Below are 25,690 nucleotides of genomic sequence, written 5' to 3'. Positions count from 1 at the left end.
GCTCCGTGAGAATGCGGGGGATGGACGAGTTGTCGAGAGCAGCCAGCATAAATGCAAGTATTGCGCCAGCATCTCGGGTGTTTCCCCCGGACCCCGCCCGGCGCCTGGGCATCCTGATGCTGTCCACGCGCTTTCCCCGCCCGCCGGGCGACGTGGGCCACCCGGGCAGCTGGCGCGGCGACACCGAGTTCCGGGTGGTGGAGGGCGCGGGGCCACGAGACGCCGTGCGCGATGCCGCGGGCCTGCGGGAAGGGCCGGTGCTGGCGGCGTTCAGTGCGGCGGCACGCGAGCTCGAGGCGAACGGGGTGGGTGCGATCACCACGAGCTGCGGATTTCTGGTGCTGCTGCAGGAGGCCCTGCAGGACGCCGTGAAGGTGCCCGTGGTGACGTCCAGCCTGCTGCTCCTCCCGGCCCTGCTCGCGCGCGAGCCGCAGGTGGGCGTGCTCACCATCGACGCCCGGCACCTGGGCGATGCCCACCTGCGGCAGGCGGGCGTGCCGCCGGGCCAGCTGGCGGACGTGATGGTCGAGGGCGTCGACCCGGGAGGCGAGTTCGCCCGCGCGATCCTCGGCAACGACGCGGCGATGGACCTCGCCCGTGCCGGGCGGGACGTCGTCGCGGCGGCGCGGGCGTTGCGCGGCAGGGCGCCGCGGCTGCGCACTGTCGTGCTCGAATGCACCAACATGCCGCCTTACGCGCAAGCCATCCGTGACGCGACGGGATTCGAAGTGCTGAGCCTGGCCGACGTCCCGGCACTGAAATCCTGGGCCGCTGAACCTATGATTCGCGGATGAAGGACAAAGCACCCCCCGCATCGCGCTGGCAGTTCTGGATCGACCGCGGCGGCACATTCACCGACGTGGTCGGCAAGCGCCCCGATGGAAGTCTCGTCACCCACAAGCTCCTCTCGGAGAATCCAGAGCAATACAGGGACGCGGCCGTCGCGGGCATCCGCCACCTGCTGGGGCTGAAACCCGGAGAGCCCGTCACGCCCGAGGTGGTGGAGTGCGTGAAGATGGGCACCACCGTCGCCACGAACGCACTGCTGGAGCGCAAGGGCGAGCCCACGCTGCTCGTGACGACGCGCGGGTTCCGCGACGCGCTGCGCATCGCCTACCAGAACCGGCCGCGCCTTTTCGACCGGCACATCGTGTTGCCGGAGCTGCTGTACAGCCAGGTGATCGAGGCGCACGAGCGCGTCGGTGCGCGCGGCGAGATGCTGGAGCCGCTGGATGAAGCACACCTGCGCGTGCAGCTGCAGGCCGCATTCGCGGCGGGCTTGCGCAGCGCCGCCGTGGTGTTCATGCACGGGTACCGCTACACGGAGCACGAGGCTGCGGCGGCCCGCATCGCAAAGGAGGTGGGCTTCGCGCAGGTGAGCACCTCGCACCAGACCAGCCCCATGATGAAGTTCGTGAGCCGTGGCGACACGACGGTGGTGGACGCCTACCTGTCGCCGATCCTTCGCCGCTACGTGGAACAGGTGGCCGGCGAAATGCCCGGCGTGCAGCTCTTTTTCATGCAGTCCTCGGGCGGCCTCACCGACGCACATGCCTTCCAGGGCAAGGACGCGATCCTCTCGGGCCCCGCGGGCGGCATCGTCGGCATGGCGCGCACCGCGCAACTCGGCGGCCATGCGAAGGTGATCGGCTTCGACATGGGCGGAACGTCTACGGACGTGTCGCACTTCGCGGGCGAGTTCGAGCGCGAGTTCGAGACGCAGGTGGCCGGCGTGCGCATGCGCGCGCCGATGATGAGCATCCACACCGTGGCGGCCGGTGGCGGGTCGATCCTCGAATTCGACGGCTCGCGCTTTCGCGTGGGACCGCGGAGCGCGGGCGCGAACCCGGGCCCGGCGAGTTATCGCCGCGGCGGGCCGCTCGCCGTGACGGATGCGAACGTGATGGTGGGCAAGATCCAGCCGCGCTACTTCCCGAAGGTGTTCGGCCCCAAGGCGGATGAAGCCTTGAGCTACGAGGCCGTCGAGACCCGCTTCAAGGAGCTGGCCGCGCGCACCGGCCGCGGCGCGGAGGTGGTGGCCGAAGGTTTCATCGACATCGCCGTGCAGCAGATGGCCAATGCGATCAAGAAGATTTCGGTGGCGCGCGGGTACGACGTCACGCGCTACACCCTGCAGTGCTTCGGCGGCGCGGGCGGCCAGCACGCGTGCCTGGTCGCGGATGCGCTCGGAATGACGCGCGTGTTCGTGCATCCACTCGCAGGCGTCTTGTCCGCGTACGGCATGGGCCTTGCCGACCAGAACGTGATCCGCGAACAGGCGGTGGAACTCCCGCTCGTGCCCGATTCCCTGTCGCAAGTGGCGCAGAAGCTCGATGCGCTGGCGGAGACCGCACGCGGGGAGTTGCAGCAGCAGCAGGTGAATGCCGGGACAGTGACGGTGCACAAGCGCGTGCACGTGCGCTACCAGGGCAGCGATTCGGCGCTGGTCGTTCCCTTCGGCGATCTCGCCACGATCGTCGCGGGCTTCGAGTCGGCGTACCGCCAGCGCTTCGCCTTCCTCATGCAGGGCAAGGCGATGATCGTCGAGGCGGTGTCGGTGGAGGCCGTGGTCGCGGGCGATGCGCCGGGCGAGCCTCGTCATGCCATGCACCCGGTGCGGGAGGTTCCCACGCGCGAAACCGTGCGCATGTTCTCCGGCGGCCGCTGGCATGACGCCGCGCTCGTGGTTCGCGAAGACCTGCGGTCCGGGGACGTCATCGCGGGGCCGGCGATCATCGCGGAGCAGAACGCGACGACGGTGGTCGAGCCGGGCTGGGAGGCGAAGCTCACCGAGCTCGATCACCTCGTACTGGATCGCAAGGAGGCGCGCGCCGTGAAGTTCGCCGCCGGCACCACGGTGGACCCGGTGCTGCTCGAGGTCTTCAACAACCTCTTCATGAACATCGCCGAGCAGATGGGGCTGCAGCTGCAGAACACGGCGTACTCCGTGAACATCAAGGAGCGGCTGGATTTCTCCTGCGCGCTGTTCGATGCGCAAGGCAACCTCATCGCCAACGCACCGCACATGCCTGTGCACCTGGGCTCCATGGGCGAGAGCATCAAGACCGTCATCCGCGAGAACGAGGGCGCGATGTCGCCGGGCGACGTGTACGTGCTCAACGACCCCTACCACGGCGGCACGCACCTGCCCGACGTCACCGTCATCACCCCCGTCTATCTGGGGTCGGATTCCAGTTCCGGCTCCAGTTCCGGCCGCCCGATCTTCTATGTCGGCTCGCGCGGCCACCACGCGGACATCGGCGGCACGACGCCGGGCTCGATGCCGCCTTTCTCGACGCGCATCGAGGAGGAGGGCGTGCAGATCGACAACGTGAAGCTCGTCGACCGGGGGACTTTGCGCGAGCAGGAGATGCTTGCGCTGCTGCGAAGCGGCCAGTACCCGAGCCGCAACCCCGAGCAGAACATGGCGGACCTGAAGGCGCAGATCGCCGCGAACGAGAAGGGCGTGCAGGAGCTGCGCAAGATGGCCGACCAGTTCGGGCTGGACGTCGTGCAGGCGTACATGCGGCACGTGCAGGACAACGCGGAGGAGTCCGTGCGCCGGGTGATCACGCGCCTGAAGGATGGTGCATTCACGCTGCCGCTGGACAACGGCGCGCAGATCCAGGTGGCGATCCGCGTCGATGCGGCGAACCGCAGCGCGGAGATCGACTTCACCGGCACGTCCCCGCAGCAGACCAACAACTTCAACGCGCCGACCGCCGTGTGCATGGCGGCCGTGCTGTACGTCTTCCGCACGCTGGTGGACGACGACATTCCCCTGAACGCAGGTTGCCTGAAGCCGCTGAAGGTCATCATCCCGGCGGGATCCATGCTCAACCCGAATCCGCCGGCGTCGGTGGTGGCGGGCAACGTCGAGACGTCCACCTGCATCACGAACACGCTTTATGGCGCTCTCGGCGTGATGGCGGCGAGCCAGTGCACGATGAACAATTTCACCTTCGGCAACGCGCGCCACCAGTACTACGAGACGATCTCCGGCGGCAGCGGCGCGGGCGAGGGATTCAACGGGACCAGCGTGGTGCAGACGCACATGACGAATTCGCGGCTCACCGACCCGGAAGTGCTGGAGTTCCGCTTTCCGGTGCGGCTCGAAAGCTACGAGATCCGGCGGGGATCGGGCGGTGCGGGCCAGTGGAAGGGCGGCGATGGCGGCGTGCGCCGCGTGCGCTTCCTGGAAGACATGACCGCCAGCATCCTGTCCAATGGCCGCAAGCACGGCGCCTTCGGCATGGCCGGGGGTGAAGCGGGGGCGGTGGGGATCAACCGGGTCGTGCGAACGAGTGGCGCGGTGGAGCCGCTGGAACACATCGGATCGGCGCAGATGGAGCCGGGCGACATCTTCGAGATCCACACGCCCGGCGGCGGGGGTTACGGGCGCGGCTGATCGCCCGCGCGAAATCCATGCAATAAAAAAACCCGCCGAGGCGGGTTTTTTTTGTCCGCTGGCGAGTTGCTTACTTCTTCGCGCTGGCGGCGCTGGCAGCAGGCTTGGCAGCGCTCGCGGCGGGCTTGGCCGCGTCGGCCTTTTGGGCCTTTGCTTCTGCCTTGGCCTCCGCCTTGGCCTTCTTGTCGGCTTCCTTCTTCGCCTTGGCTTGCGCCTTCGCATCGGCCTTGGCGTCTTTCTTCTCTTCCTTCATCGCCGCGGAGGCTGCGGCCTTCTTCTCCTCGGCCTTGGCGGCGGGCTTGTCGTCCTTCTTCGCGGTGGGCGAAGCGGCCACACCCTTGAAGGTGGCGCCATTGACCGTCAGGCCCTCGGCGGAGAATTTCGCCGCGTTGTTCTCTCCCACGCCCTTCACGCGGTCGATGAAGTCCTGCCAGTCCTTGAAGGCGCCCTTCTTGCGCTCGTCCAGGATCTTGGTGGAGATGCCCGGGCCGATGCCCTTGATGCCGTCCAGCTCGGCGGCGGAGGCCTTGTTCACGTCGGTGGCTGCAAAGGCGGCGAAGGCGTAGAGCATGGCCAGCACGGCCAGGATTTTCTTGAGCATGAGGAACTCCTCGGGGTGAATGGATGAGCGGGCAAAGGACCCGGACGCCCCTCTAACGCCCTGCGGCGCGGGAGGTTGACCGGGTCAGCCTGCGCTCAGCGGGCGAGCGAGGCCATATAGCTGGCGACACCCGTGGCTACATCGGCGAACGCGTGGTCGCAGCCGGCGGCGCGCAAGGCCGTGAGGTCGGCCTGCGTGAAGCACTGGTACTTGCCGCGCAGCGCATCGGGGAATTGCACGTATTCAATCAATCCCTTCGCGGCCGCGCCTGCGGCGTCGAGCGGCTGGGCCGGCGACGCCAGTGCGTTGACGACCGCCACCGCCACGTCGTTGAAGGGCTGCGCGCGACCGGTGCCGAGGTTGAAGATGCCGGACTTGTCCGGATGGTCGAAGAACCACAGGTTCACCGCGACCACGTCGTCGACGAAGACGAAGTCCCGCATCTGCTCGCCGGGGCCGTAACCCCCGTACTCACCGAAGAGCTTCACCTTGCCCTCGGCCCTGAACTGGTTGAACTGGTGGAAGGCCACGCTCGCCATCCGGCCCTTGTGCTGCTCGCGCGGGCCGTAGACGTTGAAGTACCGGAAGCCCGCGACCTGGCGCTGGGTCTTCCTGAAATCCTCGCCGCACTCGCGCCGCATGCGCTGGTCGAACAGGAGCTTGGAGTAGCCGTAGACGTTGAGCGGGAGCTCGAACTCCGGCGATTCCCGGAACGTCTCGGAGCCGCCGTAGGTCGCCGCCGACGACGCGTAGAGCAGGCGCGTGCCGCGTTCCCGGCATGCGTTGAACAAGCCCACCGACAAGGTGTAGTTGTTGTCCATCATGTACTTGCCGTCGGTCTCCATCGTGTCGCTGCACGCGCCCTCGTGGAAGACGGCTTCGACCTTGCCGAAGTAGCCTTCGGCGAAGAGGTCGTAGAAGAGGTCGGCATCGGCGTAATCGGCGATGCGCAGGTCCGCGAGGTTGCGGAACTTGTCGCCCTGCGTCAGGTCGTCCACGGCGATGATGTCGTCGATCCCGCGCGCGTTGAGCCCCTTGACGATGTTGCTGCCGATGAAGCCCGCGGCTCCGGTGACGACGACACGGGTCATTCGTTTGCCCCCACGCCCGATAAAACCGGGCTGCCCCCCGAGGGGGTGCTCGCTTGCTTGAAGCGGTTCTGCGCTGCGCTCATGAGAAGAGCTCCTCGTAGGAAACGGTGGCGGTGCCGAACTTGCCCACCACGATGCCGCCGGCCTTGTTGGCGAGCGGCATGGCGTCGCGCGGCGCCATGCCCGTCGCGACCAGGGCGGCGAAGGTGGCGATCACGGTGTCGCCCGCGCCCGTCACGTCGAACACTTCGCGCGCCTGCGCCTGCACATGCGAGTCGCCGGTGGCGTCGAACAGGGTCATCCCGTCTTCGCCGAGCGTGACGAGCACGGCGTCCAGCCGCAGCGTGGCGCGCAGGGCCTGCGCCTTCTCGCGCAACTCGTCGTCGCTCCGCCACGAGCCGACGACCTGCTGCAGCTCCAGCCGGTTGGGCGTGATGAGCGAGGCGCCCGCGTAGCGCGAATAGTCGGAGCCCTTCGGGTCGACCAGCACGGACTTTCCCGCGGCGCGCGCGGCGGCGATCATCGAGGGGATGTGGGCGAGGCCGCCCTTGCCGTAGTCGGAGAAGAGCACGGCGTCGTGCACCGGCGCGAGCCGCGCGAACTCCTCCGTCTGCGAGGCGAGGGCTTCGTGGTCGGGTTCGTTCTCGAAGTCCATGCGCAGGAGCTGCTGGTGGCGGCCGATCACGCGAAGCTTCACCGTGGTGCGCAAGCCCGGGTCCCGTTTGAGGTGTGCGGCGATGCCGGTGTCGCGCAGCAGCTGCTCGAGCCGGTGGCCCGGTTCGTCGTCGCCGACCACGCCGAGGAAGCTCGCCTGCGCCCCCAGCGTCGCCACGTTGTACGCGACGTTCGCGGCGGCGCCGATGCGCTCCTCCTCGCGCGTCACCTTCACCACCGGCACGGGCGCCTCGGGCGAGATGCGGTCGACCGCGCCGTGCCAATAGCGGTCGAGCATGGCGTCGCCGACCACGAGCACGCGCGCCTTGGCGAGTTGCTGCTTGCTGGGATTCATAGTTCCTCGACCCGACGCGCGGGATAGCTGTCCCAGGCCTGGCAGCCCGGGCATTGCCAGAAATGTTGCTTCGCCTCGAAGCCGCACGCGGCGCAGCGGTAGCGGGTGAGCGGCTTGACCGCGTGGTCCAGCGCGCCCTGAACCAGCGGGTGGAACTGCTCGTGCTCCAGCTTTTCCTGCGCGAGCCACTTGCTGGCGGCCACGAGCGAAGGTTCGCGCTCCAGGTGCTTCACGTAGAGGGCGCGCGCCGCATCGGTGTCCGGCTCCAGCGCCACGATGGCCTCGAGGACGTCCAGCGAAGGAGAGGCACGGTAGTTCTTCTGCAGGAGCTCCAGGGCCTGCGCCTGGCTGCCGGAGGCGATGGCGGCGTCGGTGAGGGGCTTGGCGATCAGCGGCACGGCCGGCGGGGCTTCCTCGATCGCGCGGGTCAAGGTCTTGAAGGCCGCCTGTGCATCGCCCGCGCGACGCTGCAGGGCCGCGAGGTCGATGGCGGGACGCGGGGAGCCGGGTGCGGCCTGCATGGCCTCGCGCAGCAGCTGTTCGGCCCGTTCCGGCGGCGCGGCCGCAGCCTGCTCGCACAGGTAGTGGGCCTGGCGCCCGCTGAAATTGCCCTGCCCGGATGCGTCGAGCTTGTGGGCGATCTCGGAAGCCTGGGGCCAGTCGCGCGAGCGCTCGTAGATGGCCAGCAGGGCGAGCAGCGCCTGACCCTCGTACGCCGTGCCTTCGAGCTTGCGCAGCGCTTCCTCGGCGCGATCCAGCAGGCCGGCCTTGAGGAAGTCGAGCGCCAGCGCGTGCTGCGCCCGATGACGTTCGGCGCGGCTCAGGTCCGCGCGTGACAACAGGTGTTCGTGAACGCGCACCGCGCGCTCGTACTCGCCGCGCCGGCGAAACAGGTTGCCCAGGGCGAAGTGCAGTTCGGTGGTGTCCGGGTCCTTCTGGACGGCCTCGATGAACGCGTCGATCGCCTGGTCCTGCTGTTCGTTGAGCAGGAAGTTCAGGCCGCGGAAGTACGCCTTGGGCGCCTGGCGGTTCTCGATGCGCAGCTGGCGCAGGTCCAGGCGCGACGCCAGCCAGCCCAGCACGAAAGCGATGGGCAGGCCCCACAAGACCCAGCTCAGGTCAAAGTCCATGTTGCGTGGTGCTGGATTCGAGCATGGAAGGGGTGGCGAGTGCGCGACGCGCCGCGACACGATGCTTCCACCAGCGCGGCACCATGCCCAGGGCGCCGATGGCCAGGCCCAGGGCGAAGGACGCCAGCACCACGAGCACCAGCGGCGCGCGCCACGCCGTGCCGAAGAAGAAGTGGACGGTCGTGTCCTGCTGGTTGTTCAGCGCGAAGGCGAACAGCGTAAAAAAAATGGCTGCCTTGAGCAGCCACATGAGGTATTTCAATCGTGCCCCTCAGTGGAGAAGCCGATTCTAGGGGCTTGCATGGCCCCCGGCGAGCTCAGGTTTTTTTGCCTTCGAGCTGCGCGGTGCGTTCGTCGACCGCTTCGCGAAGGGCCTTTCCCGGCTTGAAGTGGGGGACGCGCTTTTCAGGAATATGCACGCTCTCGCCGCTGCGTGGGTTGCGGCCCATGCGCGGCGGGCGGCGGTTGATCGAGAAGCTGCCGAAGCCCCGGATCTCGATCCGGTGGCCCCGCACCAGCGCTTCGCTCATCGCGTCAAGAATGGTCTTGACGGCATATTCGGCGTCGCGGTGCGTGAGCTGGCCGAAACGGGCGGCCAGTTCTTCGACGAGATCACTTCGGGTCATACGGCGAGGGCGCAACGACGCGAGCAGGACCGAAGTCCCGCCCGCGCATGTGCCGCCTTACTCCTTCGGGTTGTCCAGCTTGGCACGCAGCAGCGCGCCCAGGCTGGTCGTGCCGGCGTTCTCGCGCGAGGACTGCTGGCTCAGGTTGGCCATCGCGCCCTGCTCGTCGGCCATGTCCTTGGACTTGACGGACAGCTGGATGTTGCGCGTCTTGCGATCGATGTTCACGATCACGGCCGACACTTCGTCGCCTTCCTTGAGCACGTTGCGGGCATCTTCCACGCGGTCGCGGGAGATTTCCGAGGCGCGCAGGTAGCCGATGATGTCTTCGCCCAGGTCGATCTCGGCGCCCTTCGGGTCCACCGTCTTGACCTTGCCGCTGACGACCGAGCCCTTGTCGTGCACCGAGGTGAACGTCGCGAACGGGTCGCCGTCCAGCTGCTTGATGCCCAGGGAGATGCGCTCGCGGTCCACGTCCACGGCCAGCACGATCGCGTCGACTTCCTGGCCCTTCTTGTAGTTGCGCACCGCCTGCTCGCCCGGCTCGTTCCACGAGAGGTCGGACAGGTGCACCAGGCCGTCGATACCGGCAGCCAGGCCCACGAACACGCCGAAGTCGGTGATCGACTTGATCGGGCCCTTGACGCGGTCGCCGCGCTTGGTGTTCTGCGCGAATTCCTGCCACGGGTTGGCCTTGCACTGCTTCATGCCCAGGCTGATGCGGCGCTTGTCTTCGTCGATCTCCAGGACCATGACTTCGACTTCGTCGCCCAGGGAGACGATCTTGGAAGGCGCGACGTTCTTGTTGGTCCAGTCCATCTCGGACACGTGCACCAGGCCTTCGATGCCGGGCTCGAGTTCCACGAACGCGCCGTAGTCGGCGATGTTGGTGATCTTGCCGAACATGCGCGTGCCCTGCGGGTAGCGGCGGTTGACGCCCATCCACGGGTCGTCGCCCATCTGCTTGAGGCCCAGCGAGACGCGGTTCTTTTCCGTGTCGAACTTGAGGATCTTGGCGGTGATTTCCTGGCCGGCCTGGACGACTTCGCTCGGGTGGCGGACACGGCGCCAGGCCATGTCGGTGATGTGCAGCAGGCCGTCGATGCCGCCGAGGTCCACGAACGCACCGTATTCGGTGATGTTCTTGACGACGCCGCGCACGACGGAGCCTTCCTTCAGCGTTTCCATCAGCTTGGCGCGCTCTTCGCCCATGGAGGCTTCCACGACGGCGCGGCGGCTCAGCACCACGTTGTTGCGCTTGCGGTCCAGCTTGATGACCTTGAATTCCAGGGTCTTGTTTTCGTAGGGGGACAGGTCCTTGATGGGACGCGTGTCGATCAGCGAGCCGGGCAGGAAGGCACGGATGCCGTTCACGAGCACCGTGAGGCCGCCCTTGACCTTGCCGCTGGTGGTGCCGGTGACGAATTCGCCGGACTCGAGGGCCTTCTCGAGGCTCATCCACGAGGCGAGGCGCTTGGCCTTGTCGCGCGACAGGATGGTGTCGCCGTAGCCGTTTTCGATGGCGTCGATGGCCACCGAGACGAAATCGCCGACCTGGACTTCGATTTCGCCCTTGTCGTTCTTGAATTCGTCGATCGGGACGTAGGCTTCGGACTTGAGGCCGGCGTTCACGACGACGAAGCTGTGCTCGATGCGGATCACTTCCGAGGTGATGACTTCGCCGGTGCGCATTTCGGAGCGCTGCAGCGATTCCTCGAACATCGAGGCAAAAGATTCCATGGATTCAGACATTCGGTTTCCTTGCACGTCGCACAGGTTTCCAGACGCAAAAGCAAAATCGCTTCAACGCGGCTGTTGTTAGGACTGGGACGGCGGTTTTTGCGGCCTGGGGCCGCGGGTTAGGTTGATGAACCGCACGGCCGGTGCGCTGTCGCGCGAGAGGGGCTGTGCGGGCCTGTTGCTTACTGCGTCTGCTGCTTCCTGCTCTCCCACCATCGGAGAACCTGGGCAACCGATTCTTCAACCGATTGATGGGAGTTATCCAGAAGGAGCGCATCCCCGGCAGGTTTCAAAGGGGCGGTGGCGCGATTCATGTCGCGGGCATCGCGCGCCTCCAGGTCCTGGCGAAGACTATCGATTGTAGTGGAAATCCCCTTTGAAATCAACTGCTTATGGCGCCGCTCGGCTCGGTGGGCTGCGCTGGCCGTGAGGTAGACCTTCAGGGGGGCGTCCGGGAAGATGACCGTGCCCATGTCCCGGCCGTCGGCCACCAGCCCCGGCAGGCGCCGGAAGCCGTGCTGCAGGGCGACCAGGGCCGTGCGCACCGAGGGCAGGGCGGACACTTTGGAGGCGTTCATGCCGGCCTCTTCGGTCCGGATGGCGTCCGTGACGTCCAGCTCGGCCAGGAAAACATGTCCGCCGGAAAAGCGCACCGGCAGTGTCTCGGCCATCTTCGCGATGGTGTGTTCGTGCGCGGCGTCCAGCGACAGGCCGGCCCGAATCGCCGCGAAAGCCGCGATCCGGTAGAGCGCGCCGGAATCGAGGTAGTGGTAGCCCAGCGCGTGCGCGACCTGCGAGGCGAGGGTGCCCTTGCCGGAGGCGGTGGGCCCGTCGACGCAGATCACGGGGATGTGCGGCGCCGCTGTCCGGACCACGGAGAAAAGGGCTTCGAAGTAGTCCGGGAAGGTCTTCGCGACGCATTTCGGGTCTTCGATCGTCACCCGGACGCCAGCCGGGTTGAAGGCCGCGAGCGAGAAGCACATCGCGATGCGATGGTCGTCGTAGGTATGGATGGACGCCGCCTGCCATCGCGCGGGCGGGGTGACCTCCAGGAAGTCCGCACCTTCGTTCACCGTGGCGCCCAGCTTGCGCAGTTCGGTGGCCATCGCGGCCAGTCGGTCCGTTTCCTTCACCCGCCAGCTCGCGATGTTGGCGAGGCGGGTCGTGCCGTCCGCGAATAGCGCCATCACCGCGAGCGTCATGGCTGCGTCGGGGATGTGGTTGCAGTCCAGGTCGATCGCCCGCAGGGGCCATGCTCCGCGGCTGACCTCGAGGTGATTGGGCCCGCCCTGGACCTCGGCGCCCATCAGGCGCGCCGCCTCGATGAACCGGATGTCGCCCTGGATCGAGGCTTCGCCGACGCCGTGGATGGTCACGGGCATCGACGCATCCGCCGCGATGGCGCCGAGCGCGATGAAATAGCTCGCCGACGAGGCGTCCGCCTCCACGTGGATGCTGCCAGGCGACTGGTAGCGCGAGCCCGCGGGGATCGTGAAGCGCTGCCAGCCTTCGCGCTCGACCGCGATGCCGAAGCGGGCGAGCAGGTTCAGCGTGATCTCGATGTACGGCCGGGAGATGAGCTCCCCGACGACTTCGATCACGATATCGCGCTGCGCTACCAGGGGCAGTGCCATCAGAAGGGCGGTGAGGAACTGGCTGGAGACGTCCCCACGCACCCGGATCGGCGCGTCGAGCTTCAGCTGTGGACGGCCGATGCGCAGCGGGGGATAGCCGTCCACGCCCAGGTAGGCGATGTCGCAACCGAGCTGGCGCAGCGCATCGACCAGGTCCCCGATGGGCCGCTCGTGCATGCGCGCGACGCCGCTCAATTCGAAATCGCCGCCGATGACGGCCAGCGCCGCGGCGAGGGGGCGCATCGCCGTGCCGGCATTCCCGAGGAAGAGGCGGGCGTGGGCGGCGGGAGGCTTGCCGCCGAAGCCGGTGATCTCGACATCGGCGGCCGAATGCTTCACCCCGCAACCGAGCAGGCGCAGGGCGTCGAGCATCACGCGCGTGTCGTCGGAATCGAGGAGGTCCTGCACGAGGGTCGTGCCGGCGCACAAGGCAGACAGCAGCAGCACCCGGTTGGAGATGCTCTTGGAGCCGGGCAGCGTGACGCTGCCGCCCGCGCTGTCCAGCGGGGGGATATCCAGGAATGCGGTGGCGTACATGGCGGCCCCGGCGCGCGTCAGGGCGCGGTCACTTCTTGACGTTGCTGGCCATGCGCCAGTGCGCGCGGGCCTGGCTCGCCTGCTCGATCAGGTTCTCCAGCGCTTCGCCGTCGCCGCTTTCGATCATGGCCTCCATGGCCTCCAGCGTGTTGCGGAAGATCTTGGACTGCTCGAGCAGTTCGTGCCGGTTGGCGAGCATGATGTCGCGCCACATCTTGGAGTCGCTCGCGGCGATGCGCGTGAAATCGCGGAACCCCGGCCCGGCGAGCGCGAGGAATTCCTTGCCGGCGTCCTGCGCCGTGATGCCGTTGATGAGGGCGAACGCCACGAGGTGGGGCAGGTGGCTCACGGCGGCGAACGCGGCGTCGTGCGCGTCCGGCGCCATCTTCAGCACATTGCAGCCCAGCCGCTCCCACAGCGTCACGGCTTTCTGCACGTGCGCGGGGTTCGTCCGGTCGATCGGGGTCAGGATGATCTGCCGTCCGGCGTAGAGGTCGGGGTCGGCGTGTTCGACGCCCGAGACTTCCTTGCCGGTGATCGGGTGGCAGGGCACGAAGGAGCCGATGTGGTCGCGCAGCACGCGGCGCCCGGCGTCGATCACGTCGCGCTTGGTCGAGCCGACGTCCATGATCAACATGTCCTTGGTCACCAGGTGCTTGATCGCCTTGAGCGTGGCCTCGGTCGCCGCGACGGGCACCGCCAGGAGCACGATGTCCGCGCCGGACACGGCCAGCAGCGCGGAGGGCGCCTCCACGTCGATGACGCCCATGGCGCGCGCGCGTTCGGTGGTCGAGGGCGACTTGCTGTAGCCGACGACGCGCTTGACGAGCCCCGCCCGCTTCATCGCGAGCGCGAAGGACCCACCCATCAGGCCGCAGCCGATCAATCCCAGTTGTTCGAACATCGTCTTGGTCTGGTTTCCGTCCCTAATCGGACACAGGGTAGGTGCCCAGCACCTTGTAGAAGGCACACAGCGATTGCAGGTCCGCCAGTGCCGCCGCGACATGCGGCTGCGACGGGTGGCCCTGCACGTCGATGTAGAAATAATATTCCCATTGGCCCGAGCGCGCGGGGCGCGACTCGAAACGCGTCATGGACACGCCGTGTCGCTTGAGCGGCACGAGGATGTCGTGCACCGCGCCCGGCTTGTTGGGCACGGACACCACCAGGCTCACGCAGTCGCGCCCCGAAGCCTGCGGCGCCTGCAGCACCTGGGGCAGGCACACCACGGCGAAGCGCGTGCGGTTGAAGGCGTCGTCCTGGATCGCGTGGGCCGCGACGTGCAACCCGAATTCGCTGCCGGCGCGCTCGCTCGCGATGCCGGCCCAGGCGGGGTTCGTCGCCGCGAGCCGCGCGCCTTCGGCATTGCTGGAGACTGCGCGGCGCTCCGCCTTGGGCAGGTGCTTGTTGAGCCAGCCCTGGCACTGCGCCAGCGCCTGCGGATGCGCGAGCACGACTTCGATGCCTTCGAGCGAATTCGACGAGCGCAGCAGGTGGTGGCGGATGAGGAGGCTGATTTCCCCGACGATGTGCAGCGGCGAATTGAGCAGCAGGTCGAGCGAGCGGGTGACCACGCCTTCGCTGTTGTTTTCGACCGGGACCACGCCGAACTGCGCCGTGCCCGCGGTTGCCGCATGGAACACCTCGTCGAAGCTCACGCAAGGCACGTGCTCGATGCTGGAGCCGAAGAACTGGACGGCCGCCTGTTCGCTGAAAGTGCCGACCGGCCCGAGGTAGGCCACGCGCTGCGGCGCTTCCAGCGCGCGGCAGGCGGACATGATCTCGCGCCAGATGGTCGCGACGTTTTCCGCCTTCAGGGGCCCCGGATTGGCAGCCTGCAACCCGTTGATGACCTGCGCCTCGCGCTCGGGCCGGAACACGGGCGAGCCTTCGGCGCGCTTGAGCTCGCCCACCTCGTTGGCCAGCGCGGCGCGTCGGTTGAGGATGGCGAGCAGTTCGCGGTCGGCGGCGTCGATCTCGACGCGCAGGCTCGCGAGGTCCCGCGCCATCAGGCGTCGCCCTCCGGCTGCGACGCCCCGCCGGATGCACCGGGCTCGGCTTCGACTTCCGCCGCGGCGTCGTTTTCCACGATGCGCTGCAGGCCGCTCAGCTTGGAGCCTTCGTCGAGGCCGATCAGCGTCACGCCCTGCGTGGCACGGCCCAGCTCGCGGATCTCGCTCACGCGGGTGCGCACCAGCACGCCCTTGTCGGTGATGAGCATGATCTCGTCGTCCGCATGCACGAGCGTCGCCGCGACCACCTTGCCGTTGCGCTCGCTTTGCTGGATCGCGATCATGCCCTTGGTGCCGCGGCCGTGGCGCGTGTATTCGGCGATCGGGGTGCGCTTGCCGTAGCCGTTGACGGTCGCGGTGAGCACGCTCTGCTGCTCGTTCTCCGCCACGAGCATGGCGATCACGCTCTGGCCGGGGTCCAGCGCCATGCCGCGCACGCCGCGGGCCGCGCGGCCCAGCGGTCGCACGTCGTCCTCGTCGAAGCGGACGGCCTTGCCGCCGTCGGAGAACAGCATGACGTCGTGCTTGCCGTCGGTGAGCGCCGCGCCGATGAGGTAGTCGCCCTCGTCGAGGTTGACGGCAATGATGCCGCCCTTGCGCGGGTTATTGAATTCATCGAGCGCCGTCTTCTTCACGGTGCCCATCGAGGTGCCCATGAACACGTAGTGATCGGCGGGGAAGCTGCGGAATTCGCCCGTGAGCGGAAGCACGACGTTGATCTTCTCGCCGTCCTGCAGCGGGAACATGTTGACGATGGGGCGTCCGCGCGAGCCGCGCGAACCCGCCGGCACTTCCCAGACCTTGAGCCAGTACAGGCGGCCGCGGTTGGAGAAGCAGAGGATCCAGTCGTGCGTGTTGGCGATGAAGAGCTGGTCGACCCAGTCGTCTTCCTTCGTGGCGGTGGCCTGCTTGCCGCGGCCGCCGCGCTTCTGCGCGCGGTATTCCGACAGCGGCTGGCTCTTGATGTAGCCGGAGTGCGAGAGCGTCACGACCATATCGGTCGGGGTGATGAGGTCTTCGGTGGCGAGGTCCTGCGCGTTGTGCTCTACCACGCTGCGGCGCGCGCCGAGCTTGGTCTGGCCGAACTCCTGCTTGAGCGCGGTGAGCTCTTCCGAAATGATCGTGGACACGCGTTCCGGACGGGCCAGGATGTCGAGCAGGTCGTCGATCTCCGCCATGACTTCCTTGTACTCGGCGACGATCTTGTCCTGCTCCAGGCCGGTCAGGCGCTGCAGGCGCATCTGCAGGATTTCCTGGGCCTGCGTGTCCGACAGGCGATACAGGCCGTCCTTGCCCATGCCGAACTCGCGGTCCATGCCTTCGGGCCGGTAATCGTCGGCGTTGATGATGCCGCCATCCGCGCGCGTCCGCGTGAGCATCTCGCGCACGAGCTTGCTGTCCCAGGAGCGCGTCATCAGCTCGGCCTTGGCGACCGGCGGCGTGGGGGACTCGCGGATGATGCGGATGAATTCGTCGATGTTCGCCAGCGCGACGGCGAGGCCTTCCAGCACGTGGCCGCGTTCGCGGGCCTTGCGCAGGTTGAACACCGTCCTGCGCGTGACCACCTCGCGGCGGTGCTGCAGGAAAACCTCGATCAGGTCCTTCAGGTTGCAAAGGCGCGGCTGGCCGTCGATCAGCGCGACCATGTTGATGCCGAAGGTGTCCTGCAGCTGGGTCTGCTTGTAGAGGTTGTTGAGCACGACCTCGGGCACTTCGCCGCGCTTGAGCTCGATCACCAGGCGCATGCCGGACTTGTCGCTCTCGTCCTGGATGTGGCTGATGCCCTCGATCTTCTTCTCGTTGACCAGCTCGGCCATGCGCTCCTGCAGCGTCTTCTTGTTGACCTGGTAGGGGAGCTCATCCACGATGATGGACTGGCGCTGGCCCTTGTCAATGTCCTCGAAGTGGCACTTGGCGCGCATCACCACCTTGCCCCGGCCCGTGCGGTAGCCTTCCTTCACGCCGTTGATGCCGTAGATGATGCCGGCCGTGGGGAAGTCGGGCGCGGGGATGATTTCCATCAGCTCGTCGATGGTGGCCCCGGGGTTCTTCAGCAGGTGCAGGCAGGCATCGACGACCTCGTTGAGGTTGTGCGGCGGGATGTTGGTGGCCATGCCCACCGCGATGCCGCCCGAGCCATTGACGAGCAGGTTGGGCAGGCGGCTGGGCAGCACCAGCGGCTCCTGTTCGCTGCCGTCGTAGTTGGGGCCGAAGTTGACGGTTTCCTTGTCGATGTCGCCCAGCATCTCGTGGGCGATCTTGGCCAGGCGGATCTCGGTATACCGCATGGCCGCCGCGTTGTCGCCGTCGACCGAGCCGAAGTTGCCCTGGCCGTCCACCAGCATGTGGCGCATGGAGAAGTCCTGCGCGAGGCGGACGATCGTGTCGTAGACCGACTGGTCGCCGTGCGGGTGGTACTTGCCGATCACGTCGCCGACGATGCGGGCGGACTTCTTGTACGGCCGGTTCCAATCGTTGTTGAGCTCGTGCATCGCATACAGGACCCGGCGATGCACCGGTTTGAGGCCGTCCCGCGCGTCCGGCAAGGCACGCCCGACGATCACGCTCATCGCGTAGTCGAGGTAGCTGCGCCGCATTTCCTCTTCAAGACTGATGGGCAGGGTTTCTTTGGCGAATTGGGTCATGAGGAAGGGGAATGGGGGCCCGCGAAACCTTTGATTTTAGGGCTAAGGCAGCCCTGTCGCGAACCCGCAACAGAAGTGGGTGTTGAGGTTTTGTCCTACGGGGCCCGAACGGGATATCCGTTGCGTGTGTAAGGACGTGTGGCACAATCATTTCACGCTTTTGGTGATGGTCACCTTAATCGTCGTATTCACGCAGCGCGGCTGCGGCTTTTTCCCCCAAGAGGAGAACCATGAAGAAACTGAACAAAGTGGCGATGTTGTTTGCCGTTGCTGCGCTGTCCACCGTTGCCGGCGCGCAAACGCGAGTGACCGCTGCTGATGGCGGAAACCGCATCGACAACTGGCAGAACGGCAACGGCGAGCTGGTCTGGATGAACGGCACCCGTGAACTGTGCTGGCGTGATGCCAACTGGACGCCGGCTACCGCCGCCAAGGGCTGCGATGGCGCCCTGGCACCGGTCGTCGTCCCGGCTCCGGCCCCCGCACCTGCTGCCGCCCCGGCCCCCGCCGCCCCGCGCGCCGCCGCTCCCGCGCCCGCCCCGGCACCCCAGCCGCCCGCAGCCACCAAGGTGACGTACGCCGCTGACGCCTTCTTCGACTTCGACAAGGCTGTCCTGAAGCCCGAAGGCAAGGCCAAGCTCGACGACCTCGTCGGCAAGGTCAAGGACATCAACCTGGAAGTGATCATCGCCGTCGGCCACACCGACTCCGTGGGCACCGACGGTTACAACCAGAAGCTGTCGGTCCGCCGCGCTGAAGCCGTGAAGGCCTATCTCGTGTCCAAGGGCATCGAGAAGAACCGCGTGTACACCGAAGGCAAGGGCGAGAAGCAGCCTGTCGCCGACAACAAGACCTCCGAAGGCCGCGCGAAGAACCGCCGAGTGGAAATCGAAGTGGTCGGCACCCGCGCCAACAAGTAATCCCTTCCCGGATTGCGCAAAAGGCCCCGCTCGCGGGGCCTTTTTCATGGGCCCGCGCTTTGTGGCCATGAAGCACAATCGTCCCCTCATGACCACCGATGCCCCCGTCAACGCCGACCCCGCCGAGCTCGCCAAGTTCTCCGACCTGGCCCACCGCTGGTGGGACCCGGAAAGCGAATTCCGCCCGCTGCACCAGATCAACCCGCTGCGCCTGGCATGGATCGAAGGGCACGTGCCGCTCGCGGGCAAGCGTGTGCTGGACGTGGGGTGCGGCGGCGGCATCCTGGCCGATTCGATGGCGCGCAAGGGTGCGAGCGTCCTCGGCATCGATCTCGCAGGCAAGGCATTGAAGGTCGCGCAGCTGCATGCGCTCGAAGCGCAGACGAAAGGCGTGGAGTACCGGGAAGTGAGCGCCGAAGCCCTCGCGGCCGAGCAGCCCGGAAGCTTCGACGCGATCACCTGCATGGAAATGCTGGAGCACGTGCCCGACCCGTCGTCGATCGTTCGCGCCTGCCATGCGCTGGTCAAACCCGGCGGCTGGGTGTTCTTCTCCACCATCAACCGCAACCCGAAGTCCTTTCTCTTCGCGATCGTCGGCGCCGAGTACGTGCTGAGCCTGCTGCCCAAGGGCACGCACGAATACCTCAAGTTCATCCGGCCGAGCGAGCTGGCCGGCCATTGCCGCGCGGCCGGGCTGCACGTCGCGGATACGCGCGGCATGGAATACAACCCGATCACGCGCCGCTACTGGCTGTCCGCGGACACCAGCGTGAATTACATGATCGCCACACGGAAGACCTGATGTTCGATGACGTGCGCGCCGTGCTGTTCGACCTGGACGGCACCTTGATCGACAGTGCGCCGGACCTTGGCGCCGCCGCGGACCAGATGCGTCTGTCTCGCGGGCTCCCCTCGTTACCGCTGGAGGGCTATCGCCACATGGCGGGCGCCGGTGCGCGTGGAATGCTCGGCATCGCGTTCGGGATGACGCCGGACCATGCCGACTACGCGGCGATGCGGGAGGAGTTCTTCGCCAACTACGAGCGCCGCATGACGCAGCTCACCTACGCGTTCGATGGCGTCCCCGAACTCCTGGCCCAGCTGGAGTCGCGCCCCTTGCCGTGGGGCGTGGTGACGAACAAGTCGATGCGGTTCACCGGCCCGCTCACCCAGCAGATGCCGCTCTTCGCCCGCGCTGCGGCCGTGGTGGGCGGCGACAGCACGCCGCACGCGAAGCCGCATCCCGAACCGCTCTACGAAGCCGCCCGGCGCATGGGCATCGCGCCCGAGCACTGCGTGTACGTGGGCGACGACGAGCGCGACATCATCGCCGGCCGCGCGGCCGGCATGCGCACGGTGGCGGCCACCTACGGCTACCTCGGCAGCAACGCGGACACCTACTTGTGGAACGCGGACGCGCGAATAGATTCGCCGCTGGAGCTGATAGCGCTCTTGCAAACCCGCCGAAGCGCCTAAAATAAGGGTGACCCGGGGCTGCACTGGTTTCGACGTGGGTTCGGACGCGTGGCAGGGCATGCCGAGCTGAATGTGCTCGTAAAACTGATTCAAAAAAGTAACTGCAAACGACTCTACGTTCGCACTCGCCGCTTAATTGCCGGTGAGCTTTGCAACAGCAGGCCTATGGGCTGGGTGAGGTTCCCTTCGGGGGGCCGAGCTGCAAAGAAACCTTCATAGGCTGGTTTCCCGCCGGGTCACTTGGCGGGGAACGAGACAATAGGTGACTGGCGTCCTGTGCAGCGTGCCGCTGCGCGGCACAGGAAGCGAGATCCAAACCAGACGGCTACGCATGTAGAACTGTACGAAGAAGGCTTGCGGACGCGGGTTCAATTCCCGCCAGCTCCACCAACTCTCCCTCCAAAGCCGCCCAACTGAATCCAGTGGGCGGCTTTTTTCTTGGTCCCGACAAGGGGTCCTCTGCGTGGGACCGCTCACGGCCCGCTACTACGCGCAGCGCGCCTCGGCCGGTTTGGTCCATGACTCAAGTATTGCGCACAGCGTGGGGCGCCCGGCCCGAAGATTGTGACGGTGCGATCATCGCCGTGGCGGTCGCGAACGCGGCGCCGGCGGTTCCTTGTGCGATCAGCGCGCCCCGGGCGAATGCAAATCCGCGGGAAGAGCGCAGCACCCCGGCGCGAAAAACGAGCGGCTGGGCCGCGCGCGCCAGGGACAGGAACTGCACGGCCAGTTCCAGCGTCACGACGGTGCCACAGTCGTAGTGACCCAGGCCAGCCAGCACGAAAGCAGCGTCGAAGCCCGCGGCGATCGCGCCGCCATTGATGGCGGCGGTACCGCCGCCCCCGAGTGCACCCGTCTCCACCCGCTCGAATTCGATCTCGGCCCAGGCGGGCTCTGCGAACGAGCCCCTGAAGCCGAACCAGCGAATTTCCGCCCTGTCGTTGAACGATTGCAGCTTGTCCTTGCGCGCATCGGCGCAAAGCCGGAACGGGATAGGAGGCATTTCCATGGCGCTGCGTGTGGGTGACGGCGCAAGTGGTGGCTGGGCGTGTCACGCAGCGACCGGCACGCTCGCCTGGGCGCGGCCCGCCTGGCTGCGCCCGTCGTAACCCCACGCACCGGCCGGCACCTCCTGCACGACGATATAGAACGGGGAGGCGGGGGGAGACAAGTGCTGCGCCAGGAGGCGGTAGGCCTCGGCCAGAAAGCGCGCCTTTTCCCCCTCGGAGTTGGTGCCTGCCGTGACGAACGCGACGAGCCGCCCCGACCATGCGCCGGGCTCCAGCGGCGTGCCGCCCATCGCGATCCCCGAAGGGCTTTCGACGGTGATTGCGACGACCGTGAGGTCCGCGCGCTTGCGCAGCACGTCTGACATCAGTCGGGTGAGGCCTTCGCGGACGGCTTTCAAGCCCTCGCTGGTCGGCTTGGAGTGATGGAGTGTCAGGTCGACGAAGGGCATGTGTGGCTCCTTGTGGGTGAAGGCTCGATGGTCTGGTGTCATGTCCCGAAGCACAATATGCAGGGCGGGATACTTACTGTGTCCGCTGAGGAGACAACATGAGCAAGGACTGGGATTCGGACTTCCTCGGCGCGCTGGTGGCCTTCGGCGCCGTCGCCGACGCGGGCACCTTTAGCGAAGCGGCGCGACGCATGGGCACGTCGAAGTCCGCGCTGAGCAAGCAGGTTCAGCGATTGGAAGAGCGATTGGGCGCGCGCTTGCTGCATCGCACGACTCGCGCGTTGTCGCTGACCGAGCCCGGCCGTCTTGCGCTCGAGCATGCGGAGCAGGTGGCCCGCAGTGCGCAGGCGGCGCGGGCCGCCGTGGCCTCGCTCACCAGCGAGCCGCGGGGCCTGTTGCGCGTGACGACGTCGGTGGCTTACGGAAAGGCGGTTCTGCTCCCACTGGTCTCCGAGTTCGTCCGCAGCTATCCCGAAGTGGAAGTGGACCTGGTGCTCATGGACCGCATGGTCGATTTCACGGAGGAGCGTATCGACGTCGCGATCCGGCTGGTGGATACCCCGCCGGACCTTTCCATCGCGAAGTCGCTGCGGCCGATCCATTACGTGCTCGTGGCGCGTGCCGGCAGCGACCTGGCGCGCCGAATCCTCCATCCCTCCGACCTGCAGGACGTCGAGGTCCTCAGCTACTCGCGCGACATGCGCGACACCCAGTGGACATTCGTGCGGAACGAGGAGGCGGTCGTGTTGCGCATGCGTGGGCGGGTCTCGGTGAACAACAGCGAAAGCCTCGCGACGCTCGTGGCGGATGGCCTGGGGGTGGCCGTCGTGCCGGACTACATTGCGCAGGAATTGATCCGGCGGCGCAAGATCATTTCGCTCCTGCCCGACTGGCGAGTGAAAGGGCGTTTCGGCAGCACGGTGTGGATCGTGCGTCCGCCCGAGCGTGCGGTCCTGCCTGCCGTGCGGGCATTCACGGACTTCCTGGTGGGAAGGCTGGGCCTGGATTCGGCTTGAAGCGGGAACGGAGGCCAGGCCCGCGAACCCGGCAGGAATCGGCCTCAAAGGATCACGGGTTGTCTGGCTATTCCCCTGGCGCTAGGATGCAAGGTCAATGTCGCGAATCCGCTTCCTTCACGCATGGCGTGTCATGTCCCCTGCATGCGGCGTATCCCATCGTGCCGTGATGCCGGTCTGAGGGCGGCGATCGGCGCGAATGTCCGAAGGCCTCCCCACTCCCGAACGCTACTGGGCGATGACGGCGATCTCGCTGGGCATCGCGCTGTCCGTGATGGACGCGAGCATTGCCAACCTCGCGCTGCCGGACATCGCGCGCGACCTGGGCGCGTCCGCATCGGCGTCGGTGTGGGTGGTGACGGCCTACCAGCTCGCGATCCTCGGCTTGCTGCTGCCGTTCGCGAGCCTCGGCGAACGCCTGGGCTACCGGCGCGTGTACCTCTGGGGACTCTCCCTCTTCACCGTGTCCTCGCTGGGTTGCATCGCGGCGGGAAGCCTGCCGATGCTCGCGGGCGCGCGCGTGGTGCAGGGCATTGGTGCGGCGGGGATGATGGCCGTCAATGCGGCGCTGGTGCGCATGACCTATCCGCCGGAGATGCTCGGGCGCGGCATCGCGCTCAATTCGGTCGTGGTCGCGACTTCGTCCGTCGCCGGCCCGACCATCGCCGCAGCGGTGCTCTCCGTCGCCCCGTGGCAATGGATCTTCGCGATCAACCTCCCGTTGGGCGTCGTCGTGCTCTGGCTCGCACGCAAGTCGCTGCCGCACGCCGAGCCGCGCCCGGCCGGGCCGCTGCGCCTCTTCGATACCCTGCTGAACATCCTGATGTTCTCCCTCGTGTTCCTCGGCGCCGATGCGATCGGCGCGCGGGCCGGGCTGGACCGCTCAGGCATGCCCTTGCCCGCGGCCGCCGGTCTGCTCGCCGCCGGTGTCGCGGTGGGCATCGTCTATGTGCGCCGGCAGCTGCACCAGGAGCGGCCGCTGCTGCCCGTGGACCTGCTGCGCATCCGCATCTTCGCGCTGTCGATGTGCACTTCGGTCTCCGCGTTCGCCGCGCAGACGCTCGCCTTCGTCGCGTTGCCCTTCCTGCTGCTGGAAAGCCAGGGCCGCGGCCACATGCAGGCGGGCTTCGTCATCACCATGTGGCCGGTGGCGACGGTGTGCGTCGCGCCGTTCGCGGGACGACTGATCGCGCGTCACCCGGGCGGCCTGCTGGGCGGCATCGGACTGGCCGTGATGGCGCTCGGGCTGGCTGCGCTCGGCCTGTTGCCGGCGCACGCGTCCGCGCTGGACATGGGCTGGCGCCTCGCGCTGTGCGGCGCGGGCTTCGGCCTGTTCCAGTCGCCCAACAACCACACCATCGTGACGAGCGCGCCCATCGCACGCGCGGGCGCGGCGAGCGGCATGCTGGGTTCCGCCCGCCTCACCGGACAGTCGCTGGGCGCGGTGATGGCGGGGGTGATCTTCAGTTTGACGGGGGTGCGCGACGGCACGGGGCCCGCGATCGCCTTCGCACTGGCCGCGGGACTTGCCGCGACCGCCGCCGTGTTCAGCCTGCTCCGGGTCCGCCCCGCGTCATCGCCGGCCTGACGGCCAGGCTTCCCCTCAACCCCGAAGCCCGCGCTTGCGGCGCATCAGGTAGACGGCCGTGCCGACGAGGGCCGAGGCGATCACGGCCTTCTTCACGAAGCCCGCGCGGTTGTACTTCCACTCCGAGGCCGCGCCCATCTCCGCGAAGATGTTGGGGATGTGCCCGTGCGCGAGGTCCGCGAGCAGCCCTTCACCCACGTTGACGCGGTCGGCCGCCAGCAGGATGAGCCAGTGGCGGATGTCGTTCTCGCTGTAGCGGAACGCGAGCTCGCGCATGCCGCCGGACAGGCCGGAAGGCGGCACCGTGGTGCCGTACACCGGCGTGAGGCCGGGCCGCTCGTTGGAATGGAGTACACGTACGCTCGAGTGCTGCTCCTCCAGGTGCGGCACATGCGCAAGGCGCGGTGGCGTGCGCTCCTTCGGCACCGCGGGCCGGTCCTTGTCCGCGAGGTCCACGCCCCAACCGACGATGCCCTCGGGCCGGTGTCTGCCCTGCCGCACGGCGGGATCGGTCTTCTCGATGAAGACGCCGTTCGCATCCGGCGCGAGCGCGCCGTCCGAAATTTCCTTGATGGATGTGTCCATGCCGGCTCCTCATTGATGCGCCGCGGAGGGCAGCAGCACCGGTTTGATGCAGTTGTCCAGCTTGCTGGAGAAGATGTGGTACGCGTCGGCGATGTCTTCGAGGCGGAAGCGGTGCGTGATGATCTCGGAGGGCTTGATGCGCCCCGCCTGGATGTGCTCGATCAGGCGCGGCAGGTGACGCTTCACCGAAGCCTGGTTCATGCGCATCGTGAGGCCCTTGTTGATCGCGTTGCCGATGGGCACGAAGTTGAAGGTGGGGCCGTACACGCCCACGATAGACACCGTGCCGCCCTTGCGCACGGAGTTGATGCACCAGTGCAGCACCGTCGCCGCGCCGGCCTGCAACTTGAGCTTGATGCCCGTGAGGCTCTGCGCGAAATTGCCCGCCGCCTCGCACCCGACGCAGTCGATGCAGATGTCGGGGCCGAGGCCATCCGTCATCGCCTTCAGGTGGATTGCCATGTCGCCGACGGACTTGAAGTCCACCGTCTCGCACTGCGCGAAGCGCTTGGCGAACTCGAGGCGGTATTCGAGCTGGTCCACCACGATCACGCGGCCCGCGCCGAGCAGCCACGCGGACTTCGCGGCGAACAGGCCGACGGGGCCTGCACCGAACACGACGACCGTGTCGCCTTCCTGGATGCCGCCCATCTCCGCGGCCTGGTAGCCGGTGGGGTACGCATCCGTGCACAGCACAGCGTCGTCGAGGTCCATGTCCGAGGGGATCACGGTGGGGCCGACGTCCGCCATCGGGACGCGCACGAATTCCGCCTGCCCGCCGTCGTAGCCGCCCGTGGTGTGCGAGTAACCGTAGATGCCGCCGACGGCCGTGGCCTCGGGGTTGACGTTGTGGCAGTTGCTGTACAGCTCCTTCTGGCAGAAGTAGCAGCTGCCGCAGAAGATGTTGAACGGCACGAGCACCGAGTCGCCGACTTTCAGGTTGCGCACGGACGGGCCCACGGCCTCCACGATGCCCGTGAATTCGTGGCCGAAGGTGGAGCCCACGCGCGTGTCGGGCACGAGGCCGTGGTACAGGTGCAGGTCGGAGCCGCAGATGCACGAGCGCGTGACGCGCACGATCGCGTCGTTGGGGTGTTCGATCTCGGGCTCCTCCTTGTGCACGGGGCGCACGCGGTAGGGCCCGCGGTAGTTCATGGCGAGCATTCGCGGTCCTTTCAATGGAAGGTTCACTGTCCGCGCGCGCGCCGCATGG

22 protein-coding genes and 1 other RNA gene are annotated in these 25,690 nt (G+C 67.2%); 8 read left to right on the top strand and 15 right to left on the bottom strand.

The genetic code is table 11. From position 1 onward, the window contains the following. Positions 1 to 77 precede the first annotated feature (77 nt). Both I5803_RS06440 and I5803_RS06435 read left to right on the top strand, forming a co-directional pair. Positions 78 to 794: an aspartate/glutamate racemase family protein gene (locus I5803_RS06440; RefSeq protein ID WP_354001629.1), complete on the top strand. Its 717-nt coding sequence runs from the start codon at positions 78 to 80 to the stop codon at positions 792 to 794. After that, positions 791 to 4,408, top strand: a complete 3,618-nt coding sequence (locus I5803_RS06435; RefSeq protein WP_196985553.1) for a hydantoinase B/oxoprolinase family protein — start codon at positions 791 to 793, stop codon at positions 4,406 to 4,408. The genes I5803_RS06440 and I5803_RS06435 overlap by 4 nt, the downstream gene beginning before the upstream one ends. A gap of 70 nt (positions 4,409 to 4,478) precedes the next feature. Here the strand turns inward: I5803_RS06435 and I5803_RS06430 are convergent, their stop codons facing one another. The 11 genes from I5803_RS06430 to gyrA all read right to left on the bottom strand — a co-directional run bounded on the left by I5803_RS06430 (position 4,479) and on the right by gyrA (position 17,433). Next, a complete protein-coding gene (locus tag I5803_RS06430) occupies positions 4,479 to 5,009 on the bottom strand; it encodes a ComEA family DNA-binding protein (protein ID WP_196985552.1) in 531 nt (176 codons plus the stop codon). Positions 5,010 to 5,104: 95 nt separating this feature from the next. Further along, positions 5,105 to 6,100: an ADP-glyceromanno-heptose 6-epimerase gene (rfaD, locus tag I5803_RS06425; RefSeq protein WP_196985551.1), complete on the bottom strand. Its 996-nt coding sequence runs from the start codon at positions 6,098 to 6,100 to the stop codon at positions 5,105 to 5,107. A 79-nt stretch (positions 6,101 to 6,179) separates the two neighbouring features. Beyond that, on the bottom strand, positions 6,180 to 7,109 hold the full coding sequence (gene rfaE1 / locus I5803_RS06420; RefSeq protein ID WP_196985550.1) for a D-glycero-beta-D-manno-heptose-7-phosphate kinase: 930 nt from the start codon (positions 7,107 to 7,109) through the stop codon (positions 6,180 to 6,182). Continuing rightward, positions 7,106 to 8,239, bottom strand: coding sequence for a lipopolysaccharide assembly protein LapB (lapB, locus tag I5803_RS06415; protein ID WP_196985549.1), 1,134 nt, complete (start codon positions 8,237 to 8,239; stop codon positions 7,106 to 7,108). The genes rfaE1 and lapB overlap by 4 nt, the downstream gene beginning before the upstream one ends. After that, the gene (locus tag I5803_RS06410; protein ID WP_196985548.1) at positions 8,229 to 8,501 is read right to left on the bottom strand and encodes a LapA family protein; all 273 of its coding nucleotides are present in this window, start codon (positions 8,499 to 8,501) and stop codon (positions 8,229 to 8,231) included. The genes lapB and I5803_RS06410 overlap by 11 nt, the downstream gene beginning before the upstream one ends. A 55-nt stretch (positions 8,502 to 8,556) precedes the next feature. Next, positions 8,557 to 8,865, bottom strand: coding sequence for an integration host factor subunit beta (locus I5803_RS06405; RefSeq protein ID WP_196988481.1), 309 nt, complete (start codon positions 8,863 to 8,865; stop codon positions 8,557 to 8,559). A gap of 57 nt (positions 8,866 to 8,922) precedes the next feature. Then, positions 8,923 to 10,617: a 30S ribosomal protein S1 gene (gene rpsA, locus I5803_RS06400; RefSeq protein ID WP_231402353.1), complete on the bottom strand. Its 1,695-nt coding sequence runs from the start codon at positions 10,615 to 10,617 to the stop codon at positions 8,923 to 8,925. 170 nt (positions 10,618 to 10,787) lie between these two features. Continuing rightward, positions 10,788 to 12,776 carry a bifunctional 3-phosphoshikimate 1-carboxyvinyltransferase/cytidylate kinase gene (locus tag I5803_RS06395; RefSeq protein WP_196985547.1) on the bottom strand — a complete coding sequence of 663 codons (1,989 nt, stop codon included), beginning with the start codon at positions 12,774 to 12,776 and terminating at the stop codon, positions 10,788 to 10,790. A gap of 28 nt (positions 12,777 to 12,804) precedes the next feature. Then, complete coding sequence (locus I5803_RS06390; RefSeq protein ID WP_196985546.1) at positions 12,805 to 13,680, bottom strand: prephenate dehydrogenase; 876 nt, start codon at positions 13,678 to 13,680, stop codon at positions 12,805 to 12,807. A 22-nt stretch (positions 13,681 to 13,702) separates the two neighbouring features. After that, positions 13,703 to 14,785 carry a prephenate dehydratase gene (gene pheA, locus I5803_RS06385; RefSeq protein WP_196985545.1) on the bottom strand — a complete coding sequence of 361 codons (1,083 nt, stop codon included), beginning with the start codon at positions 14,783 to 14,785 and terminating at the stop codon, positions 13,703 to 13,705. Further along, a complete protein-coding gene (gene gyrA / locus I5803_RS06380; protein ID WP_196985544.1) occupies positions 14,785 to 17,433 on the bottom strand; it encodes a DNA gyrase subunit A in 2,649 nt (882 codons plus the stop codon). The genes pheA and gyrA overlap by 1 nt, the downstream gene beginning before the upstream one ends. 230 nt (positions 17,434 to 17,663) lie before the next feature. Between gyrA and ompA the strand changes: the two genes are divergently transcribed. The 4 genes from ompA to ssrA all read left to right on the top strand — a co-directional run bounded on the left by ompA (position 17,664) and on the right by ssrA (position 20,219). Further along, positions 17,664 to 18,353, top strand: a complete 690-nt coding sequence (ompA, locus tag I5803_RS06375; protein ID WP_196985543.1) for an outer membrane protein OmpA — start codon at positions 17,664 to 17,666, stop codon at positions 18,351 to 18,353. 88 nt (positions 18,354 to 18,441) lie between these two features. Next, positions 18,442 to 19,155, top strand: coding sequence for a bifunctional 2-polyprenyl-6-hydroxyphenol methylase/3-demethylubiquinol 3-O-methyltransferase UbiG (gene ubiG / locus I5803_RS06370; RefSeq protein WP_196985542.1), 714 nt, complete (start codon positions 18,442 to 18,444; stop codon positions 19,153 to 19,155). After that, the gene (locus I5803_RS06365) at positions 19,155 to 19,829 is read left to right on the top strand and encodes an HAD-IA family hydrolase (RefSeq protein WP_196985541.1); all 675 of its coding nucleotides are present in this window, start codon (positions 19,155 to 19,157) and stop codon (positions 19,827 to 19,829) included. The genes ubiG and I5803_RS06365 overlap by 1 nt, the downstream gene beginning before the upstream one ends. Before the next feature lie 14 nt (positions 19,830 to 19,843). After that, positions 19,844 to 20,219, top strand: a transfer-messenger RNA (tmRNA) gene (gene ssrA / locus I5803_RS06360). 133 nt (positions 20,220 to 20,352) lie between these two features. On the opposite strand, the gene I5803_RS06355 is transcribed toward ssrA, so the two are convergent. Further along, on the bottom strand, positions 20,353 to 20,838 hold the full coding sequence (locus I5803_RS06355; protein WP_196985540.1) for a hotdog domain-containing protein: 486 nt from the start codon (positions 20,836 to 20,838) through the stop codon (positions 20,353 to 20,355). Between the two features lie 42 nt (positions 20,839 to 20,880). Next, positions 20,881 to 21,288 (bottom strand): tautomerase family protein, encoded by a 408-nt coding sequence (locus tag I5803_RS06350; RefSeq protein ID WP_196985539.1) that lies wholly within the window; start codon positions 21,286 to 21,288, stop codon positions 20,881 to 20,883. A 98-nt stretch (positions 21,289 to 21,386) separates the two neighbouring features. Here I5803_RS06350 and I5803_RS06345 point away from each other — a divergent pair, with 98 nt between their 5' ends. Both I5803_RS06345 and I5803_RS06340 read left to right on the top strand, forming a co-directional pair. After that, positions 21,387 to 22,304, top strand: a complete 918-nt coding sequence (locus tag I5803_RS06345) for a LysR family transcriptional regulator (RefSeq protein ID WP_196985538.1) — start codon at positions 21,387 to 21,389, stop codon at positions 22,302 to 22,304. A 199-nt stretch (positions 22,305 to 22,503) separates the two neighbouring features. Further along, positions 22,504 to 23,892, top strand: coding sequence for an MFS transporter (locus tag I5803_RS06340; protein WP_196985537.1), 1,389 nt, complete (start codon positions 22,504 to 22,506; stop codon positions 23,890 to 23,892). Positions 23,893 to 23,907: 15 nt separating this feature from the next. Here I5803_RS06340 and I5803_RS06335 read toward each other — a convergent pair whose 3' ends face one another. Both I5803_RS06335 and I5803_RS06330 read right to left on the bottom strand, forming a co-directional pair. Further along, positions 23,908 to 24,477, bottom strand: a complete 570-nt coding sequence (locus I5803_RS06335; RefSeq protein ID WP_231402352.1) for a hypothetical protein — start codon at positions 24,475 to 24,477, stop codon at positions 23,908 to 23,910. A 9-nt stretch (positions 24,478 to 24,486) separates the two neighbouring features. Then, entirely contained in the window at positions 24,487 to 25,641 is a 1,155-nt protein-coding gene (locus I5803_RS06330) for a zinc-dependent alcohol dehydrogenase (RefSeq protein WP_196985536.1), read from the bottom strand. Between the last annotated feature and the right edge of the window lie 49 nt (positions 25,642 to 25,690).

Origin of the sequence: Caenimonas aquaedulcis, from assembly GCF_015831345.1 — a bacterium.
Classification (GTDB): domain Bacteria; phylum Pseudomonadota; class Gammaproteobacteria; order Burkholderiales; family Burkholderiaceae_C; genus Ramlibacter; species Ramlibacter aquaedulcis.
The sequence above is the reverse complement of the archived record's forward strand: the minus strand, read 5'-3'. Positions and strand labels throughout refer to the sequence as shown.